Here is a 20800-nt window from a genome sequence, read left to right as displayed (position 1 = left end):
AGCTGCCTACATCATGTCATTCACTAAAACCCCGCTAACTGGTTTAAAAGCTGACTCCTTTCGTCATCCCTTAGACTTGGAATCTACCAAAGCTCTCAAGCAAATACCTGGTATTGACTTGATGGTACGAAATTGGCTTGGGCCAATGGCGGAGCAGATTTTTTATGTAGAAAATATTGCCTCTAGTATTTTGGTCAGTGAAAATCAACTGCCCAATTTACACAATTTGTTGCGAGAAGCTTGCAAAACGTTAGATATTGAGCCACCCCAATTATATGTGCGGCAACACCCGGCTCCCAATGCTTACACTTTTGCCATGCGAGGTAAGCAGCCTTTTGTTGTACTGCACACGTCTTTAATAGATATCCTGACACCAGAAGAAATTCAGGCGGTAATTGCCCATGAATTAGGGCATCTCAAATGCGACCACAGCGTTTACCTAACGCCTGTAAATTTATTAATCTTAGCTGCGGCAATTGTACCAAATGTGGGTAATTTGCTTGCCCAAGCCATCCAAACACAACTTTTAGAATGGGTACGTTGTGCTGAGTTTACCTGCGATCGCGCCGCTTTGTTAGCCACCCAAAACCCCAAAGTTGTCATGTCTGTGTTGATGAAACTAGCAGGTGGTTCACCAATACTCGCACCACAACTCAACCTTGATGCTTTTGTTGCCCAAGCCCGTGCTTATGATGATATTAGTAAGACAGAATTGGGTGAAATGGTGAAAGCAGCCCGCACAGCCCAATTAACCCATCCTGTCCCAGTACTGCGAGCTAGAGAAATTGACCGTTGGGCTAGTAGTCAAGAATATCAAACCCTACTGCACTCTCACGGGTTAAAAAATTCCAGTGAACTTCCAGCTAAAGGCGGTTGGCGTAACTGGTAAACCAAGATAATCTGCGGTAGGTCGGAGGCGATCGCCCTCATGTAAGATATGTGTAAAGTGCCAAAATGAGCTAATGACCAGGTTCCCCTACGACCAATTTGCCAAAGATTATCTTAAAGAATTATTACAACCATTAGGAGAAATAGAAACTAGTCGCAAAGTTTCTGCGGAAATCCGAGAAATTGATGTTTATTTCGCACCTACATCTCCATCAACAAGTGATAAACTAGACTTGGGATTATTAGGAAAAATTGCATCTACACCAGCATTAATAGAGCCCTTTAGAAATGCGGCTACAATTGCAGAAATCCGCAGTTGTATAAACAAGTTATTCGATATATTTGCTGAAATTAAGCGTCAGTCTAAAGTTGATAACAACCGGGTTACTGAATCTGAATTACCGCGATTATGGATTTTATCACCGACAGCTTCGGAATCTATATTAGAGGGATTTAGAACTAGCCAGAATCTAGAAAACTGGGGAGTAGGAATAAATTTCCTCGGTAATTATTTAAGAACAGCGATCGTCGCAATTCATCAATTACCGTGTATTGAAGAAACATTATGGTTAAGAATTTTAGGAAAAGGCAAAGTCCAGAAACAAGCAATAGATGAACTGGAAGCACTTCCGCAAGATAATCCCTTACGTGCTAAAGCAATTGATTTATTATTAAGTTTGAAGATGACCTTGGAAGTAAATCAAAATATAGAAGAAGAGGATAGAGATTTAATTATGCGCTTATCACCTATTTACGAGCAGAAATTGGCAGAAACTAAACAAGAAGGCATTCAAGAAGGCATTCAAGAAGGCATTCAAGAAGGCATTCAAGAAGGCATTCAAGCAGAAAGACGAAAAGTTATAGAAAATTTATTGCGATTTCGTTTTGGTGATTTAGATGCAGAATTAAGAGGAATTATAGAACCTTTATTAGCATTATCTCCAGAAGAATTTACTCCTTTATTATTACAACTCTCGCGGGAAGAATTATTAAATAGATTTCTGTAGAGAATGGTAAAAAATTTACAAAATAAATGCGATCGCATAATTTACTAGATGAACGATAGCAAAAGGCTTGTAGTGAATTTTATCAAGCAGGAAGAGTCACTGCAAATTTTGCCAACTCCTCCCATCCTCTCAAGCCAACACACCGGATGGTCAAATGTTGGGTTATTTTACTATCGCCATCCTGCTCACTCCACAACTGAACACTATTTGACTCATCATGTCCTAGCGATCGCTTACAATCAATTCCAATTAAAAGTCCGAAAAGATGGTAAATCAAGAACTCAGCTAGTAGACAATGGTGTAATTCAATTAACACCTGCTAACGTTAGCTAGTGGCTACGCTGGGACAGAGAGGGAGAATTCTTGATAGTTACCCTTTGTCCTCAGTTCATGGAAAAAGTAAGTAGATCGGTGTTAAAAATTGTCGTTATGACAAGGCAGGAGGCAGAAGGCAGAAGGCAGAACGGAAGAGGTTTTCAAGCTACTTTACTTTCCGTTACATAGTTCGGTTTATTTGCACCTTTCTACTTAGTTTATGAATCAGCCAAAGGAAATGCTGTTGAACTAATTCCGCAATTTTCTATTACTGACCCTGTTATACAGCACACAGCCGCAGCACTAAAAGCAGCGATTGAAACCGAATGTTTGCCTAGTGCCCTGTTTGGTGAATCAGCCGCAACAATGCTGTTAGTTCGTCTACTCCAAGCTTATGCCACACGTAAGCTAGTAATTAGAACTTACGGCGATGGTCTGGCCAAAAACAAGCTACAACTAGCCGTTGACTATATCAATTCACATCTTGACCAAGATATCAAGTTAACAGATATTGCCGAACTTTTAGGAGTTAGTCATTACTATTTTTGCCGCCTATTCAAACAATCAATTGGCACAACTCCTCATCAATATTTGATTCAACAGCGAATAGAAAGAGCCAAAATTCTGTTGAAAAACCGAAAATTAAGCATTGCTGAAGTTGCCTTAGAGTGTGGTTTTACAGATCAAAGCCATTTGACTAAACATTTTAAACGTATAGTTGGGCTGACTCCAAAAGCTATGCGATCGCAATAGCAAGAAGCTACCGAAAAAATCTCAATAATTTACAAGATAGTGACTTTGATGTATGCCTACAGTAAACCTAGTAGCAACAAAGTAACTATGACTAACTCAACTCCATACAACATCGGGTTATTGATCTACCCAGACTTTACTCAATTAGATGTGACTGGCCCTTATCAGGTGTTCTCTATGTTGCCTGCTGCTTGTGTGCATTTGATTTGGAAAAATTTAGCACCTGTCAAAGATGCAGGCGGTTTAATTCTTCATCCCACAACTACGTTTGCTGATTGTCCACAGCTAGATGTGATCTGTGTTCCCGGTGGGGGAATGGGGACAATTGAAATTATGCGTGATGTGGAAGTACTGACGTTTCTCAACCAGCAGGCAAAAAATGCCCAATACATTACCTCAGTCTGTACAGGATCGTTAATTCTAGCAGCGGCGGGGTTACTTACGGGCTACGAAGCCAGCTGTCACTGGATGTTTCGAGATTGTCTTGCTGATATGGGAATCGCCGTTAGTCATGAACGTGTTGTCATTGATGGAAATCGAATTACAGGCGGTGGTGTTACCGCAGGTATTGACTTCGGACTCGTAGTTGTAGCGAAACTCTGTGATGAAAACACAGCAAAATTCATCCAATTGATTTTAGAGTATAATCCCGAACCACCATTTAATGCTGGCTCTCCTGAAACAGCAGGTAAAGTAACAAAATTTGTCAAACTTGCAGGGGCAGAAATTTTAGCAGCAACCTTGGCAGAATCTAAGCAAGTAGCAATTCGCTTAGGAATCCAGCCGTAAGAGTTACTCATTTAGCAATAAAATAGTCAACAACTTTAATTAGAGCAGCGGTTTCATTCCACACTATGACAGATGTATCTCAGCCAATTAATCTCTGGGAGTACGAGCAGTTAGCCAAACAGTATTTATCACAGATGGCTTTTGATTATTACTGTAGCGGTGCTTGGGATGAAATCACCTTGCGAGATAACCGTGCTGCTTTTGAGCGGATTAAATTGCGCCCCCGGATGCTTGTAGATGTGAGCGATCGCAAATTAAATACCTCTATTTTAGGACAGCCTCTGCAACTACCGTTATTAATTGCACCGATGGCTTTCCAGTGTCTAGCCCATCCAGAAGGAGAAATGGCTACAGCCTTAGCAGCCGCAACCGCAGGCGTGGGTATGGTGTTGAGTACAATGGCAACAAAAAGCCTCGAAGAAGTCGCTGCGGTAGGTTACAAACATAATGCCTTACAATGGTTCCAGCTTTACATCCACAAAGACCGGGGGTTGACTCAAACTCTAGTAGAAAGAGCTTACGCCGCTGGTTATCAAGCTCTTTGTCTGACGGTAGATGCGCCTATTTTGGGACGACGAGAGCGAGATTTGCGTAACGAATTTACTTTACCACCGGGCTTACATTTGGCGAATATTGCAACTATCTCAGGCTTGAATATTCCCAAAGAACCAGGAGAATCGGGATTATTTGTCTATTTTGCCCAGCAATTAAACCCAGAAGTTACTTGGCGCGACTTGGAATGGTTGCAGTCATTATCTCCACTACCTTTGGTAGTCAAAGGCATTTTGCGGAGTGATGATGCTGTACGGGCGGTTGAGTATGGAGCCAAAGCAATTGTAGTTTCCAATCATGGTGGCAGACAACTAGATGGGGCGATCGCCTCTTTAGATGCACTAGCCGAGATAGTTGCAGCCGTAGATAATCAAGCAGAAGTTCTGTTAGATGGAGGTATCCGCCGAGGGACAGACATCCTCAAAGCCTTGGCCATTGGTGCAAAAGCAGTCTTCATTGGTCGACCTGTATTATGGGGATTGGCGGTAGCAGGACAATCTGGTGTATCTCATATCATCTCGCTTTTAGAAGATGAGTTAAGTGTGGCAATGGCTCTCAGTGGCTGTACACAAATACAAGATATTGACCCTAGTTTAATTACTGTCAAACACTAAAAGCCTCAGTAAGCTGTTAAGCATATAAGAAAGCACATTAAGACCGCAAGGGGGCAGGGAGCAGGGAGCAAGGGAGAGGGTTTGCAGCTTTTACTATTATGAAAATTGTGCAATTTAAATGACGACTAGCTTATCAGCTTCTGGCTCAGAAACCATGAAAAAATTTAGCTATCAAACCACCAAAATCACTTGCCGTAAATTCACTAAATAGGTTATAGTAGGAAAGTTGCACCCAAGGGCGGGTGGCGAAACTGGTAGACGCACCACACTCAAAATGTGGCGACCTTGCGGTCATAGGAGTTCGATTCTCCTCCTGCCCACTTTTAAATTGAAGTTACCTCCAAGCAAAAAATGCTGAGGCTTGCGTAGATAGGCTTTCAATTAACAGTTTACACGAGCGATCGCTTCAAATCATTTTATTATGGTTGCAACAATTCCCAAATGAGGAATGTTAGCTCAATTACCAGTCCTGAACCGGGGATGAACCAGTCAGCAATTAGGGGAATAAGGAAGAACACAACCGCCATCAGCTTCTTAGCTTTCATTCGCTTTACCTTGAACGCTGATGTAACGGTAAATTTGGGGTAGTACGAGGAAGCAAAAGCGGTAGTCTGTTAGCTGTGATGCGTGAATATGCGGAGATTTGAGTTTGGGGATGCTAGATTAAGTTTAGGGAATCCCGAAACTTTGTCGCAAATTTGGGCAAGAGTCACAGATGGATGCTGCTAAGGACAAAAAAAAGAAGCATATTAGCTATGGTGATGAAGTCGAAGCGCGGGTAAGGAAACTTTTAGAAAGGTTTTTGGCTTATGCTAATGATGAGTTAGAAGATGGTGAACTTTATAAAATTGCCCACAATTGGGAAACCTCGCAGCAAGTAATAGTGAGGACACAGCTAAGAGTCTTGGCGGAACTTAGCGATTTAAACAAAGAACAAGTCCGAGACTCACTAAATGCACTGAAAGATTTTTTAGGTATTCTTGAAGATTTGCGCGTACAAAAGCGAGGTTCGGACGAATGGTATTTTCGGCTGAAACTTTGGCATAACAAAGGCGACAAAGACGGGAATTTGCAGAAATTTGATGCAGAATGGCAAAGCCGACGAGAAGTAAAGCTTGGTGTGCAACGTGCGGAAGGTAGAAAAGCTCAACCTACGCCTACCCGCTACGAGAATATTCCCTTTAGTGGCGTGGTGGAGTTTGTTGGACGAGAAACGGAATTGCAAAACCTCCATCGTTTGTTGCGGGAAAATCAACAGGTAGCTATTGCTGCTATTGCGGGGATGGGTGGAATTGGGAAAACAGAACTAGCTTTGCAATATGCCAATTCGCACCGCGTCACTTATCAAGGCGGAATCTGCTGGTTGTCTGCATTACAGGATGTCGGGTTACAACTGGTGCAGTTCGCCGTTAATAAACTGCAATTGAACATCCCAGATGATTTAGATTTAGTGGGAAGAGTGCAATTCTGTCTGACAAGATGGCATGAGGGTGAGGTTTTACTAGTAATTGATAACGTCACTAACTATAGAGAAGAAGTCAGGTGTTATTTAGAGTCTGTTCCGGCTCGGTTTAAGCAGTTAATTACCACACGGGAAAAATTACAGCCGCCAATAGTGCGATTAGATTTAGATATGCTGACACCACTGTCGGCGATGCAGTTATTAGAATCGATAATTGGTAGGGAACGACTGCTACGTGAACCGTTAATTGCTAGAAGACTTTGTAAGCAGTTGGGATATTTGCCGTTAGGTTTAGAATTAGTCGGGCGTTATTTATGGGGTGACGAGGAGTTATCCCTAGCAGAAATTCTGAAAGACTTGGAAAAGGAGCGTTTAAAGAATCCGGCTTTAGATGAAGCTCAAGCAGAAATGACTGCTCAATTAGGTGTTGCTGCTGCTTTTGAATTGAGTTGGGAACGGTTGCAAGAAGAAGCCAAACTTTTAGGCTGTCTTCTGAGTTTATTTGCTCAAGCTCCGATTCCTTGGGAGTTGGTGGAGGGTATAACAATAAATGATGAGGCTCAAGATTGGAAAAAAGCTAGACGTGAGTTGTTACAGTTAAATTTACTTCAGTTCAAAGGTGAGGGAATTTATCAACTACATCCACTATTGCGGGAGTTTTTCAAAGATAAGCTGACAGGTTTAGAGCAGAAAGAGGAATTTAAGCGTTCTGTTTGCAGCGTAGTGGTAGCAGTTGCTCAATATATTCCCAACATTCCCACACTTCAGCAAATTAAGGACATATCCCCTGCCATACCTCATTTAGCAGAAGTAGCTAACCATCTCCTTGCGTATGTTAGCAATGATGATTTACTTTCCTTATTTTGTGGCATCGCTCAATTTTACTATCATCAAGGATTATATGATCAGGCTAAACCTTGGTATCAGCAGTGTCTAAGAGCTAGTAAAAAACTCTTGGGAAAAGAACATCCCGATTTTGCACAAAGCCTGAATAACCTAGCACGACTATACAGTTCCCAAGGCAGATACAGCAAAGCCGAATTCTTGTTTATCCAAGCTTTGGCATTGCAGCGCAAACTCTTGGGAGAAGAACATCCCTCCGTTGCCAATAGCCTCAAAGGTTTAGCAGAACTCTACAGAGAACAAACAATTTACAATAAAGCAGAACCGCTATATCAAGAAGCTTTGGCAATCTTACGTAAAATACCAGGAGAACAACATCCTGATCTTGCTAATGTACTGAACAACCTGGCATTACTCTATCGCTTTCAAGGACGATATGAAGAAGCAGAACCTCTGTTTCTGAAAGTTTTAGAACTAGATCAATGCTTTTTAGGAGAAGAACATCCTAATTTTGCAAAAACCCTCAACAACCTAGCATTACTCTACAGATCCCAAGGTAAATACAACGAAGCAGAAACTCTGTACAAACAAGCATTGGAACTCAAAGAAAAACTATTAGGAAAAGAGCATCCTCTCCTTGCTGATAGCCTTACTAATCTAGCTGTACTATACGAATCCCAGGGTAGATACAGTGAAGCCGAACCTTTATTTCTGCGCGCTTTAGAACTAGATGAGCGCTTTCTAGGAAAAAGACACCCCAATTTTGCAAAAAGCCTCCACAACCTCGCACTACTCTACCACTCCCAAGGAAAATACAGCGAAGCCGAATTTCTGTCCTCTCAAGCTTTAGATATTTTGGAGCGACAGTTAGGAGCGAATTATCCTCATACTATGACTGTGCGTGAAAATTTAGCATATTTGCGGCATCGCCTCAACTCACAACAGTAAAATTCAAGTTCACAACATCATCAATCAAGCTTTTATCTCCAAGTTCCGTGTTCTGAACTCAAAGTTTCGTGTTCACAACTCAAAGTTCCGTGTTCTGAACAAGAACGTTCCTGTTCTAAACGAGAATGTTCTTGTTCTGAGGTGGAATGATGGTGTTATGGGGGCGATCGCTCTACCTTTTTACTCGAAGTTTCATGTTCTGAGGTGGAATGATGTTGTTGTGAAGGCAATGTCTGACGATAAGCTGCAAGCGTCTAAGCTACAGTTTAATTGTAGAATGAGCAGACCAACAATGAATTAATGAAAACTTACCGATGAATAAAGAACTGACTCAAGCGATCGCCTCCGAAATTCAATTATTTCAGAATATCGAACAAAAAGAAAACTTTCTTTTTTTACTCGGTGCTTTACTTGCTAAAGTAATTAGCCTGAAAAAAGCTGCGGAAGTCATGCAGCTAGAACCAGCAGAATTACTTAAAATTCTAGACCTGATGGGTATTGAGTTTTCGTATCTCTGTGAAGAAGATGTTGCTTTAGAAAAAAGCTGGTGAATGAATGCAGATTATTATTAATTCATCGCCTCTGATTTTCTTGTCAAAGTTGAACTATTTGAATCAGTTTTTTGAATCTTCTGATGATTTCTACATTCCTCAATCTGTTGCGGATGAAATCAAAGCTAAATCAGATCCATCTAGCCAAACTGTTCAAGCTCTGATTAACTCTGGTAATCTTCAAGTTCGAGCATCCAAGTTAATAACCATTCGCTCAACTTAAAATCTAGCATGATGTGAGTAGAGGCTTACGGCTTGATATCAGACATCGCCTGTTACAAAATTAGGATTATTCAAATAAATTAAATCCGTTTTCGTTTTTCAACTTTTTGTCAAAAGTTGCTGTAGAAATACAACCAAAATTTTGAGCAACTGCACCAATTAAATAATCAGAAAAATCTGCTTTTCCCTGCTTTAACTGTTGTAATGCTCGATAAGTTACAGAGCGATTTTCCATCTCAAAAGTTGAACATTGCAGCATCAAAGCAATAGTGTTACTAATTTCTTCTCTACTAAATTGATAAGGCTTTCCTCGTAAAACCCAAACCAATTCACAAAGAACTATGTTAGCTACAAAACATTGCTCTCCTCCTTCGATAATTTCAGCAGCTTGTCGCCACTGCTGTTCATCATCTTTGGTCAAATAGCGCACTAAAATATTTGTATCAACTGCAATCACTTGCACCTTCTTGAATTGCTGTTTCCATTTCTTCTAAAGTTGCACTTTTCATCCTTGGGCGCTGTAAAATCCCGGATAAACTTTGCACCGAAACATTAAGGGGAATCAATTTCACTGTGCCATTTTCATCAATAATAAAATCAACTTTGCTACCTATATCAAGATTAAGATAATCCCTAATTTCTTGAGGAATAGTGACTTGTCCTTTGGAGGTAATTTTGGAACTAGACATCATGCAAATTCCTTACATACACTCTTGATTTTTATATGATAACGAAAATCAGCGATCGCACTCCGATACTAAATTATCAGCAATCATCACTGATTAATAGACTCTTTTTTTACTCAATCCACTGTACAAATGCTAAAATCCTCAGATGGAAAGTTAGGATACCCCGATGCCAGTTGTAGCTAACTCAATCAAATTTGGTACAGATGGCTGGCGAGGCGTGATTGGTGAAGAATTCACCTTTGAACGCCTAGCCCTGGTAGCGCCAGTTGCCGCTAAAGTCTTATATGATACCTATTATTCTACAGTGGGTAGCCGGACTATTATTGTTGGTTACGATCGCCGATTTATGGCGGAAGATTTTGCTCGTGCTGCGGCTGATGCTGTCACCGCTGTCGGATTTGACGTTTTGCTCAGTGAAACTTTCGCCCCAACTCCCGCTTTTAGCTGGGCGGCTAAACAACTAAATGCTTTGGGCGCATTGGTAATTACAGCCAGCCATAATCCTGGCACATATTTAGGGTTAAAAGTCAAGGGATATTTTGGTGGTTCGGTATCGCCAGAAGTTACAAAAAAAATCGAAGCGCTTTTACCGCAAGAAGTACAACCAGTAGCAACACCTGGTAAGTTGGAGAAGTTTGACCCTTGGCCTAGTTACACCACAGGATTAGAAGGCAAAGTTGATATTGTCAAAATTCGAGAAGCGATCGCCTCTGGTAAGCTGACTTTATTTGCCGATGTTATGCACGGCGCAGCGGCTGGCGGACTGGCAAGATTATTAGGTGATCAGGTAAAGGAAATCAACAGCAACCGCGATCCACTATTTGGTGGTGGTGCGCCGGAACCATTACCCAAATACCTTGATAAATTATTTGCAGTTATTAAGAATCATCGAGAAACCGATAAATCAGGTTTAACTGTTGGTTTAGTATTTGATGGAGATTGCGATCGCATCGCCGCCGTCGATCAAGAAGCTAACTTTTTAAGTTCCCAAATACTAATCCCGATATTAATTGACCACTTAACCTTGCGACGTGGCTTTACGGGTGAAATTATCAAAACTGTCAGTGGTTCTGATTTGATTCCTCGCATAGCAGCACTGCATAACCTGTCACTGTTTGAAACACCAGTCGGTTACAAATATATCGCCGACAGAATGTTAGTAGCACAGGTGTTGTTGGGTGGTGAAGAATCCGGTGGGATTGGTTATGGTAGCCATATTCCCGAACGAGACGCGCTACTTTCAGCATTGTATGTGCTAGAGGCGATTGTGGAATCTGGGCGAGATTTGGGTGAGTATTATTCCTACTTGCAACAACAAGCAGGTTTTAGTTCTGCATACGATCGCATTGATTTACCCTTAGCTAGTATGGAAGTGCGATCGCGTCTTTTGCAACAACTGCAAACTCAACCCTTAACCGAAATTGCCGGGTTAGCAGTCATAGACTGTCAAACAATTGACGGTTATAAATTCCGTCTCGCTGACAATAGCTGGTTAATGATTCGCTTTAGTGGTACTGAACCTGTGCTGCGCCTCTACTGCGAAGCCGCAACCATTGAACAAGTACATCAAACTCTTGAGTGGGCGAGACAATGGGCAGAGTAAAATTTAGTCAACAAAAGCCAGTGCGATCAATCGCCAGACTTGTAGCAACTGGCGTTCCAAATTTCGTAGTCAAAAGTTCATAATTTATCAGAAAAACACCACATAGGACTAGTATTTGATTTCTGAAAAACTCGTTAGACAGATATAGCCCACTGTATTATCTCGTGGTTTTTTAAATCAAACTGTGATTACTATATCATCCATAACTTAAGTATTTTACGGAAATAAATCTTTAGTTCTTGTATCTAAAAAATAGACAAGTCTATTGAGGATAGCTTAGTATGCCATTTAATCATGAACAAGAAGACCAAGGAAGCTTGTTGTTTTGGGAAGAAGAGTCGGGATTAATTTCCTCTGAAGAAGGGATAATTGAGCAGGGAAGCGGAATTATTCGAGGTACACAGGGAAATGACTGGATTGAAGGGACAATTTTTGATGAAGAGATTGAGGGTTTAGGAGGGAACGATACCATAAATGGAGGCGGAGGAACCAATACCATTCGAGGTGATGAAGGGGATGATGTAATTATCAATCTTTTGGGAAGTGTGAATGGAGGAGTTGGCAATGATACTCTGATTGCAGATTACAGCAATTTCAGTGATTCTAGTGGATTAGGCATTCAGATTACTTTTGCTGGTCTAAATCACATTAACACCCGCTCAAGTAATGCCATACTGCTCAGATTCTCCAGCATCGAAAGATTTCAAGTTACCGGCACAAACTTCGATGATGTTTTAAGCGGTTTAGGAAGTAGTGATACCCTAATTGGAGGTGCAGGGAACGATATCATTACAGGTGGCGGTGGCAATGATATTCTTGATGGAGGAGCAGGAATAGATCGCCTCAACATCAACCTCAGTAGCGCCACCACTGATTTGACATTAAATCTCAATCTATCAGGTTCTCAACTACTAGGAAACACCACAGCACAAGTCAGCAATTTTGAAGAATTAGACTCAATTATCACAGGAAGTGGTAACGATACTATCATTGGTAATGCTGCAAATTCTTCAGGTGCTATTAGTACGGGAGCAGGCAATGACACTATTAACCTGACTTATACGGGAAATATTTCTTCCAGAAGAGAAGTAAATGGAGGAGTGGGAAATGACACCCTCATTGCAGACTTCACCAATGCTGTTCATCCCAATCTGACTAACGGACTCGGTATTGATATTCCTGCTAATACTAGCGTTTTTCGCTTCCTTTCAAACGGTGCAATATTTCTTGACTATTTGAATATTGAACAGTTTAATATCACTGGCACAAGCTTAAACGATTCTTTAAGAGGTCTTGGAGGCAATGATACCCTGAATGGCGGTGCAGGCAACGATACCTTGAGCGGAAATTCAGGTAATGATACCCTGAACGGGGGTTTAGGTAATGATACTCTTTTGGGTGAAACTGGACTCGATCTACTCACAGGTGGTCAAGGTAACGATATCTTAACAGGTGGGCAAGATGCGGATATCTTCAGTTTTAGTGGTGTGAGTAGCTTTAGTAATTTAGGCATAGACACCATAACTGACTTTACCAAAGGTAGCGATAAAATCCAATTATCCCATCGTTTATTTAACGCATTAACCCTGACTAATGGCATAGCTGCCAATGAATTTGCCACGATTACTGCCGATAGTTCTACTGAAAGCAGTCTTGCAGGCAGTAGCAGTGCCTTCATAGTTTACAATACAACTACTGGCAGCCTTTTCTACAACTCTGATGGTGCAGTTGCAGGATTAGGAATTGGTGGACAATTTGCTGTTTTGAGCAATAAACCTCTGTTAGATAATAGTGATTTCTCTTTATTAATCACACAAATAACAGGTGGCCCTCAACCAGCAATACCACTCGGTTAAGAATTTTTTTAGGTGGGGTTTCATCATGTTTGAAAAATCCTGGCGTTGGTAGCAGAACATTATTACAGACAAGTTGAATTACCCTCCTTAATCCCCCCTTTCTCAGGGGGGAAATAGGAAACAAGCGAGGTAGAAGTGTAGTGAATTTTTTTCAAAATCAAATATGAGTCCTATAGACTATTGACCATTGACCAATGACTAAATTACTCGTAGTAGCCACAAGCAATCCCGGTAAGTTGCGAGAAATGCAAGCTTACCTGATGAATTCTGGTTGGGAAGTGATTCTCAAACCAGAAGAATTAGAAATTGAAGAAACAGGTGATACATTTGCTGCTAACGCTTGTTTGAAAGCATCCGAAGTCGCCAAAGCTACAGGAAAATGGGCGATCGCAGATGATTCTGGCTTACAGGTAGATGCTTTGAATGGTTCGCCAGGAGTATATTCGGCGCGTTATGGCAAAACCGACTCAGACCGTATTTCTAGATTGTTACAAGAATTAGGTAACGAAATTAACAGACAAGCACAATTTGTTTGTGTAGTAGCGATCGCGCGTCCTGATGGTGAAATAGTTCTGCAATGTGAAGGTGTTTGTCGCGGCGAAATTCTTCATGCACCTCGTGGTGATGGTGGTTTCGGCTATGATCCTGTGTTTTATGTCTCAGAAAAGCAGTTAACCTTTGCTGAAATGTTACCAGAGGTAAAGAAATCAGTTAGTCATCGAGGTAAAGCCTTTGCAGCTTTACTTCCGCAACTGAGTACAATACTGAGTGCTGAGTAAATTTCATACTTCTTATTTTTAAAGACGTAACGCGATGTGCGATTTATTTTTAAAACCCCTCTCCAAACCTCTCTTCTACCAGGAGGAGCCACTGCGTTGCGCGGGTTTCCCGCGTTGTAGCAAGTGGTGTTAGAGGCTTTAATTCTTGCTCCCCTTCCCTACAAGGGAAGGGGTTGGGGGTTAGGTTTGAGAAAAAGTTGCACACGGCGTGACGTAGCAATTACGAATTACAAATTACTATGACTATCACGATCGCACTCAATACTAATTCCATTAACACATTGGATCTGTCACCCGTTTTAACAGTAATTGAACCACTGCTGAAAGCGGGAGCGATCGCATCCCACGAACAACAGTTAAGCTTTGAGATCAATTACCCGATAGAACCCGGCGATCCCCGCGAACTTTCGGAAGTTCCAGAGTTGCGCCTGTGGTTTATCCGCTTAGATAGTAAATATCCCTGGCTACCTTTTTTACTAGATTGGAAAGCCGGGGAATTAGCTCGTTACACCGCCATGCTTGTACCACACCAATTCAGTGCAAAAGAAGGTATTCAATATAATCCCGAAGCCTTAGAAATTTTTTTGATGCACAAAATATTTGTTTTGACTGATTGGTTAAAACAACAAGAAATCCCCAGTACATCGCGGCTCAAATCTATGGCGCAAATGCTGGGTTATGAATTAGATGAAGGGTTGTTTGAGATGTTTTAAAAGAGACTTTACAGGCGAATTCTCCCTTTCGCCTGTAAATATGATGACAAGTTCCATCAGGATTAAAGGTAAATTGGAAATCCGCGCAAGGTACTTTTCTCCGCAACACTGTTTCTTTGCGTCCTCTCTACCTCAGTCAAAACCAGTCAATTTTGAGCGATCACTACTGTCTAACTTAGTTTATACACTTTTTTGATTCATCCATATATAATGCAAGCAAGTACTTGCATGAATATCAATAATAAAGCTATATTTTCTAGTCTCCAGCCCAAACACCCTTATTTTCAAGCCAAGTTGCCAAAGTTTAAGTTTATTAACGAGAAAACAAAAATGACCCAATCTGAGTTTCCTGATTCACAGGTTCCGGTTGAAATAGAAAAGCCTGTTACTACCGATTTTAATCAGGCTCAACAAACAGATTCTTCACTAGAGCCAAAACCTATATCAATACTCAATAAAAAGCGAACTTGGCCTGTGATTTTAGGCGTTGTTCTGTTAATTGCGGGTGTTGGCGTGGGTTGGAGATGGTGGCAAACTAGCCAAGCCAGTAATGCACCCCCTGGGGCTGGAGCAGCGGCTGGTAAACCGATGGGAATCCCCGTCAAATTAGCCACTGTTGAGAATGCAACTATCCAGGACAGTTCTCAGTTTAATGGCACGTTAGATGCGCCCCGTTCAGCGACACTTAAGCCAGAGATTGATGGACGAATTACTGAAATTTTATTTAAAGAAGGCGATCGCATCTCCCAAGGACAAGTAGTAATTCGTCTGCAAAGCGATGATGCTCAAGCTCAGTTACAGCAAGCTAAAGCCTCATTAGAACAAGCCAGAGCGCGTTTAGCAGAACTCAAAGCAGGTACACGCTCTGAAGAAATTGCCCAAGCCAGAGCGCAGTTAGCCCAAGCCGAAGCTCGTTTGCGAGATGCTCAAACAGGCGCTAGACCAGAAGAAATGGCGCAAGCCGAAGCCCAAATTGATGCCGCCAAATCTGATTTAGCACTAGCCAAGTCACGAGCAGAGCGCTACGGAAAATTACAAAAACAAGGGGCAATTTCGGAAGACTTGATGGCAGGATATGTGAAAGAAGAGCGTAGCGCATCAGCATCATTAGTTGTGGCGCAGAGACGGCTTGAGCAACTCAGCAAAGGCAGAAATTCTGATATTAGCGAGTTACAAGCTGCGGTTGAACAACAAAGACAAAACTTAAGACGATTAGAAAACGGCCCACGCCAGGAAGAAATTGCCCAGGCGCGATCGCAAGTTTCTCAAGCAGCGGCTCAAGTACGAGCCGCGGAAGTCCAACTGCAATACACCAACGTCCGAGCGCCCTTCGCAGGTATTGTTGGGGCATTAGCTATACCTGTGAGAGTCGGAGATTTCGTAAGTAAAGGCGATCAACTCGCCACTCTGACCAAAAATGACTCCTTGGAATTAAACATCCGTGTGCGACTCGATGAACCCGATGAAAGCAAGCGATTGCGTGTTGGCTTACCTGTCCAAATACTAGATACTCAAGGTCAACCCACAGCTACAGGTAAGATCAGTTTCATTTCTCCAAATGCTGTTAATCTTCAAACATTTTTTGCTAAAGCTACTTTTAGTGATAGCAACGGACGACTACTCAATCGCCAGTTAGTCCAAACTAAAATCATTTGGAACGAACGCCCCGGAATTTTAATTCCAGTCACAGCTGTGTCGCGCTTGGGTGGAGAGACATTTGTATTTGTAGCCCAAGCACCAGAAAATCCCAAACCAGGAGCGCCATCTTTAGTAGCTATACAAAAACCAGTGAAGTTAGGAGCCATTGAGGGTAGTAATTACCAAGTGTTGCAAGGACTAAAAACAGGAGAAAAAATCGTGGTTTCTGGTATTCTCAACCTCACCAACGGTGCTCCCATAACCCCCATGCCATAGAAAAGTCTGAAGTCTGAAATTTCACCCTTTATACTTCATCCTTCACACTCGCCACTTCCTAAAAAACCATGAAGGATGAAGGACAAAATTACCTACTTCATACCTCATACTTCATATTTCATAATTATGTTTGTTGATTTCTTCATCAAGCGACCAGTCTTTTCTACAGTCTGTGCGATCGTTATCCTGCTCGTGGGATTAATTAGTATTCCCACATTACCCATCGCCCGGTTTCCCGATATTAGTCCTACGCAAATCAACGTTACAGCCAACTACAGCGGAGCCAATGCCGAAGTAGTAGAAAGCGGCATAACTAATATCTTAGAAAGGCAAATTAACGGTGTTGAAGGTCTAAAATATATGACCTCCAGCAGCAGTAACGATGGCACAAGTACTATTACAGTTACTTTTGATGCTTCACGAGATAAAGATATAGCTGCCGTTGATGTGCAGAACCGGGTTTCCATTGCCCAGGCACAATTACCAGATGTAGTGCAGCGTACAGGAGTTAGGGTAAGCAAACAATCTAACAATATTCTCTTAGGAATTGGTTTATACACCGACAATAAAGAGTATGACAACACATTCTTGAGCAACTATGCTGACCTTTACGTAGCAGATGCCTTAAAAAGAGTCAAAGGCGTAGGTGATGTCAGAATTTTTGGCGAACGCCGCTATGCCATGCGCCTGTGGTTAGATCCGAATCGGTTAGCTACACGGGGATTAACAACAGCAGATGTTACTACAGCCTTGGCGCAACAAAACTTGCAAGTTGGTGCGGGGAGAATTGGACAAGAACCTGCTCCTGAAGGGCAACAGTATCAAATTGATGTGCGTGCTGCCAGCCGACTTACAGAACCAGCGGAATTTGAAGAAATTGTCATTAAATCAGAAGATGATGGCACTTTAGTCAAGCTCAAAGATGTCGGTCGAGCCGAATTAGGTGCAGAGAATTACAACACATTTCTGCGATTTCGGGCTAAGGATGCTGTGGGTTTGGGTATCTATCAGGTTCCTGGTAGTAATGCCTTAGATGTAGCTAAGGGAGTAAAAGCAGCATTGGCGGAACTAGCTCCGAGTTTTCCGCCTGGAATGAAATATCAGGTAGCTTTTGACACTACCATGTTTGTAGAAGAGTCTTTATCAGAAGTGATCAAGACTCTTTTTGCAGCCGTAGTGCTGGTTGTAATTGTAATTTTCTTATTCTTGCAAGATTGGCGAACCACCCTGATTCCTGCACTAACGATTCCTCTAGCTTTGGTGGGGACATTTGCCTTCGTCAAAGTTTTTAACTTTTCGATTAATAGTTTGACCTTGTTTGGTTTGACTCTCGCATCAGGGATGGTGGTAGATGATGCGATCGTTGTAGTTGAGCAAATCAGCCGTTTTATTCAAGATAAAGGGGTAAGCCCCCGTCGTGCTGCTAGTGAATCAATGGCGGAACTATTTGGTGCAGTTATCGCTACTTCGCTGGTGTTGATGGCAGTGTTTGTACCAGTGGCGTTTTTTCCTGGAACCACAGGTGCATTGTATCGGCAATTTGCCTTAACGATCGCCTTCTCTATTGTCATTTCTACTTTTTTAGCTCTGACTCTCACACCTTCTTTGTGTGCTTTGCTACTGCGTCAAGGCGACAAACCCACGGGTTGGCTTGGTGGGATTTTTGACCAGATTAACAGATTTTTGGATTGGGTAACACGCGAGTATCGGCGATCGCTAATTTTCCTTACACGCATCAAAAGTATAATTATTGGTCTGTTTATCGTGTCTTTGGGAATGACTGTTTGGTTGTATGCGAGCGTACCTACAGCCTTCTTACCTGATGAAGACCAAGGCTATTTCATCACAATTATTCAAGGGCCACAAGGGGTTTCGCTGCAATACACTAGCGATGTGATGTCCAAAGTCGAAACAGAAATTCTGCAAATTCCCGAAGTCCTGGGAACTTTCGCTGTCGGCGGCTTCGGTTTCAGTGGTAGTACTGCTAACAGTGGTATTATATTTACTACATTAAAGCCTTGGAGAGAACGTGGAAGACCAGATCAGTCAGTACAAGCACTCATCGGCAAATTGCAGGGTAAATTATTTGGTATCCCAGAAGCAAGAATCTTTGCCGTGAATCCTCCGGCGATTCAGGGGTTAGGTAACTTTGGTGGTTTTACTTTTCAACTCCAAGACCGCAGAGGTAATAGTGGCTTAGAAAACCTAGTGCAGTCAATGGGTCAATTGCTAGGTCGTGCCAATCAAACACCAGGATTACAAGCCGTATTCACCACTTTTGCAGCCAACACACCCCAGTTACTGGTAGAGGTAGACCGCAACAAAACCAATGCACTGCAAGTTTCTGTAGATGATATCTTCAATACCCTACAAACTGCTTTAGGCTCACAATATGTGAATGATTTCAATCTCCAGCAGCGTAACTATCGGGTGTATGTCCAAGCAGATGAACAGTTTCGTTCTAACCCCAAAGATATCGGGCAATTATACGTTCGATCTCGCAAAAATGAAATGATTCCTTTGAGTAACCTGGTGAAAATTACTCCTACCACAGGAGCGCAAACAATTAACCACTATAATCTCTTTCGCTCAATAGAAATCAATGGAGCCGCTGCACCAGGCTTTAGTTCTGGAGATGCTATTACAAAAATGGAGCAGGTAGCTGAACAAGTTTTACCAGCGAGTTATGGCTACGAATGGTCAGGAACAGCGCTAGAAGAACTAGAATCTGGTGGTTTAGCGCCAATCATCTTTGGTTTAGGACTGACTTTTGTGTTCTTGGTGTTAGCTGCTCAGTATGAAAATTACATCGACCCAATAATTATCATGCTGTCAGTGCCTTTAGCAATTTTTGGCGCACTGTTAGCACAATCAATGCGGGGTTTTCCTAACGATGTTTATTGTCAAATTGGTCTGGTTATGTTGATTGGTTTGGCAAGTAAAAATGCGATTTTGATTGTGGAATTTGCCAACCAATTGCGAGAACAAGGACTGTCAATTACTAAAGCCGCTGTTGAAGCTTCTCAAGAACGGTTACGCCCAATTTTGATGACTGCTTTTTCTACCCTTTTGGGGATTTTTCCCCTAGCTGTGGCTACAGGTGCGGGTGCGGGAAGTCGTCAATCTTTGGGGACAGCTGTATTTGGTGGGATGTTAATTGCAACATTTTTGAGTTTGTTTGTAGTACCCATTTTGTACATCGTGATTAAGTCTCTGGCAGAAACGTTGATTAAGCCCCATCAAGAAGAAACAATGCTTTAAAGAATAGCCCCTTAAAAAGGGGGACTTTGAGAGTTGAGTAGGATGTGTTACGGCAACGAATAATTAAATCGATAATGTCAGCGATCGCATTCACAATGTAAGCTGTAACATTAATAATGTCAGCGATCGCATTCACAATGTAAGCCGTAACATTAATAATGTCAGCGATCGCATTACCGAGGCTTTTGTTGGGTTTCGCTATCGCTCCACCCAACCTACGAATTACTTTAAGCTTCTTGGTTTAAATTACCGACATCAATATTTGCCGCCTTCACATCTTTAAGCATTTCCTGCTCAACAGAACCCTCGCGCAAGGCTTTTTGACTGATATCTTTTGCAGTTACATCGCCAGTTAGTTCAATCGAACTCAAAACTACTTGACGGATAGTTGCATCTTGTGACTTTAGCTGTTCAACTAGTACTTTTAATTTATTCGCAAATTCTGCATCTGCATCCATCTGGGTTTGCAGTTCATCTTGTAGCTTTTCTTTATTCTTTTCTGTGGGATCATTTTCGGCTCGTTTGAGTAACCCTTCTGTTCCCTCTGCTTGAAACTTTGCGCGAATGGTGTCTACTAGTTTTGGAAATGTATCAGCCGCACCTTTACCTAAAGCTTTACCACTTTCTTTGATTGCTTCCGAGAAAAATAGAGAGACAATCACTGCTGCTGTTAAGGGTTCCACCATAAGCTTGTACTTAAATTGAGTAGTAACAAAGTGATATACAAGCTTACTGTACAACTTTTCGGATTTTGAAGCGATCGCAAATGGTCAAAAATTAGACCTAGTGTAGGTTGGGTTGAAGAATGAAACTCAACATATGTAGGCTTTTATTGGGTTTTGCGATCGCTCTACCCAACCTACTTTTCTTCTTCACTGAACCGTATTGATTCATCAGCCACAGCAGAAATTGATACAATTAGGTAAAATCTAACAGCGCCTCGCTCAAATCTTCCAGCACAGATAAATAATTTTCTAGACAATATCTAGACAGCAGGTTTATTTGATTAGCTGAGTTATTTAAGTTACATTGATAGATTTC

Annotated in this window: 20 protein-coding genes and 1 tRNA gene; 16 read left to right on the top strand and 5 right to left on the bottom strand. The window is 41.8% G+C overall.

Annotated features, from left to right (window positions below; translation table 11 throughout):
- Positions 1-13: 13 nt before the first annotated feature.
- The 7 genes from IQ259_RS05010 (at position 14) to IQ259_RS04980 (ending at position 5238) form a co-directional block, all read left to right on the top strand.
- Entirely contained in the window at positions 14-889 is an 876-nt protein-coding gene (locus IQ259_RS05010; protein WP_193881788.1) for a M48 family metallopeptidase, read from the top strand.
- 73 nt (positions 890-962) lie between these two features.
- Positions 963-1895 (top strand): hypothetical protein, encoded by a 933-nt coding sequence (locus IQ259_RS05005; RefSeq protein WP_193881786.1) that lies wholly within the window; start codon positions 963-965, stop codon positions 1893-1895.
- 72 nt (positions 1896-1967) lie between these two features.
- Positions 1968-2228 carry a hypothetical protein gene (locus IQ259_RS05000; RefSeq protein ID WP_228014365.1) on the top strand — a complete coding sequence of 87 codons (261 nt, stop codon included), beginning with the start codon at positions 1968-1970 and terminating at the stop codon, positions 2226-2228.
- A 312-nt stretch (positions 2229-2540) separates the two neighbouring features.
- Positions 2541-2963 carry an AraC family transcriptional regulator gene (locus IQ259_RS04995; RefSeq protein ID WP_228014364.1) on the top strand — a complete coding sequence of 141 codons (423 nt, stop codon included), beginning with the start codon at positions 2541-2543 and terminating at the stop codon, positions 2961-2963.
- Positions 2964-3050: 87 nt separating this feature from the next.
- Positions 3051-3752, top strand: coding sequence for a DJ-1/PfpI family protein (locus IQ259_RS04990; RefSeq protein ID WP_193881780.1), 702 nt, complete (start codon positions 3051-3053; stop codon positions 3750-3752).
- 65 nt (positions 3753-3817) lie between these two features.
- Positions 3818-4918, top strand: coding sequence for an alpha-hydroxy acid oxidase (locus IQ259_RS04985; RefSeq protein WP_193881777.1), 1101 nt, complete (start codon positions 3818-3820; stop codon positions 4916-4918).
- Between the two features lie 236 nt (positions 4919-5154).
- Positions 5155-5238: transfer RNA gene (locus IQ259_RS04980), tRNA-Leu, on the top strand.
- 99 nt (positions 5239-5337) lie between these two features.
- Here IQ259_RS04980 and IQ259_RS27505 read toward each other — a convergent pair.
- Positions 5338-5463 (bottom strand): hypothetical protein, encoded by a 126-nt coding sequence (locus IQ259_RS27505; RefSeq protein WP_255525238.1) that lies wholly within the window; start codon positions 5461-5463, stop codon positions 5338-5340.
- A gap of 170 nt (positions 5464-5633) precedes the next feature.
- Between IQ259_RS27505 and IQ259_RS04975 the strand changes: the two genes are divergently transcribed.
- The 3 genes from IQ259_RS04975 (at position 5634) to IQ259_RS04965 (ending at position 8945) form a co-directional block, all read left to right on the top strand.
- Entirely contained in the window at positions 5634-8171 is a 2538-nt protein-coding gene (locus tag IQ259_RS04975; RefSeq protein ID WP_193881774.1) for a tetratricopeptide repeat protein, read from the top strand.
- A 314-nt stretch (positions 8172-8485) separates the two neighbouring features.
- Positions 8486-8722, top strand: a complete 237-nt coding sequence (locus IQ259_RS04970; RefSeq protein ID WP_193881771.1) for a hypothetical protein — start codon at positions 8486-8488, stop codon at positions 8720-8722.
- 4 nt (positions 8723-8726) lie between these two features.
- Positions 8727-8945: a PIN domain-containing protein gene (locus tag IQ259_RS04965; RefSeq protein ID WP_228014363.1), complete on the top strand. Its 219-nt coding sequence runs from the start codon at positions 8727-8729 to the stop codon at positions 8943-8945.
- Positions 8946-9011: 66 nt separating this feature from the next.
- Here IQ259_RS04965 and IQ259_RS04960 read toward each other — a convergent pair whose 3' ends face one another.
- Together IQ259_RS04960 and IQ259_RS04955 are read right to left on the bottom strand one after the other, a co-directional pair.
- Positions 9012-9401, bottom strand: coding sequence for a type II toxin-antitoxin system VapC family toxin (locus IQ259_RS04960; protein ID WP_193881763.1), 390 nt, complete (start codon positions 9399-9401; stop codon positions 9012-9014).
- Positions 9388-9633, bottom strand: a complete 246-nt coding sequence (locus IQ259_RS04955) for an AbrB/MazE/SpoVT family DNA-binding domain-containing protein (protein ID WP_193881977.1) — start codon at positions 9631-9633, stop codon at positions 9388-9390. Before IQ259_RS04955 ends, IQ259_RS04960 begins: the two co-directional genes overlap by 14 nt.
- A 166-nt stretch (positions 9634-9799) precedes the next feature.
- On the opposite strand from IQ259_RS04955, the gene IQ259_RS04950 reads away from it, so the two are divergent.
- The 6 genes from IQ259_RS04950 to IQ259_RS04925 all read left to right on the top strand — a co-directional run bounded on the left by IQ259_RS04950 (position 9800) and on the right by IQ259_RS04925 (position 19759).
- The gene (locus IQ259_RS04950; RefSeq protein WP_193881759.1) at positions 9800-11236 is read left to right on the top strand and encodes a phosphoglucomutase/phosphomannomutase family protein; all 1437 of its coding nucleotides are present in this window, start codon (positions 9800-9802) and stop codon (positions 11234-11236) included.
- 281 nt (positions 11237-11517) lie between these two features.
- The gene (locus IQ259_RS27690; RefSeq protein ID WP_193881756.1) at positions 11518-13092 is read left to right on the top strand and encodes a calcium-binding protein; all 1575 of its coding nucleotides are present in this window, start codon (positions 11518-11520) and stop codon (positions 13090-13092) included.
- Positions 13093-13286: 194 nt separating this feature from the next.
- Positions 13287-13871 carry an RdgB/HAM1 family non-canonical purine NTP pyrophosphatase gene (gene rdgB / locus IQ259_RS04940; protein WP_193881744.1) on the top strand — a complete coding sequence of 195 codons (585 nt, stop codon included), beginning with the start codon at positions 13287-13289 and terminating at the stop codon, positions 13869-13871.
- Positions 13872-14110: 239 nt separating this feature from the next.
- Positions 14111-14584, top strand: coding sequence for a CRR6 family NdhI maturation factor (locus IQ259_RS04935; RefSeq protein ID WP_193881731.1), 474 nt, complete (start codon positions 14111-14113; stop codon positions 14582-14584).
- A gap of 330 nt (positions 14585-14914) precedes the next feature.
- Complete coding sequence (locus IQ259_RS04930) at positions 14915-16498, top strand: efflux RND transporter periplasmic adaptor subunit (RefSeq protein ID WP_193881728.1); 1584 nt, start codon at positions 14915-14917, stop codon at positions 16496-16498.
- 126 nt (positions 16499-16624) lie between these two features.
- Complete coding sequence (locus IQ259_RS04925; RefSeq protein ID WP_193881724.1) at positions 16625-19759, top strand: efflux RND transporter permease subunit; 3135 nt, start codon at positions 16625-16627, stop codon at positions 19757-19759.
- On the opposite strand, the gene IQ259_RS04920 is transcribed toward IQ259_RS04925, so the two are convergent.
- A complete protein-coding gene (locus IQ259_RS04920; protein ID WP_193881722.1) occupies positions 19728-19973 on the bottom strand; it encodes a hypothetical protein in 246 nt (81 codons plus the stop codon). The two genes, IQ259_RS04925 and IQ259_RS04920, sit on opposite strands and share 32 nt — an antisense overlap.
- A gap of 13 nt (positions 19974-19986) precedes the next feature.
- Positions 19987-20445: a hypothetical protein gene (locus tag IQ259_RS04915; RefSeq protein ID WP_193881719.1), complete on the bottom strand. Its 459-nt coding sequence runs from the start codon at positions 20443-20445 to the stop codon at positions 19987-19989.
- Positions 20446-20800 lie beyond the last annotated feature (355 nt).

This window comes from Fortiea sp. LEGE XX443, assembly GCF_015206815.1.
GTDB lineage: Bacteria > Cyanobacteriota > Cyanobacteriia > Cyanobacteriales > Nostocaceae > Nostoc_B.
Note: the sequence above shows the minus strand (reverse complement) of the source record. Positions and strands in the feature narration are given on the sequence as shown.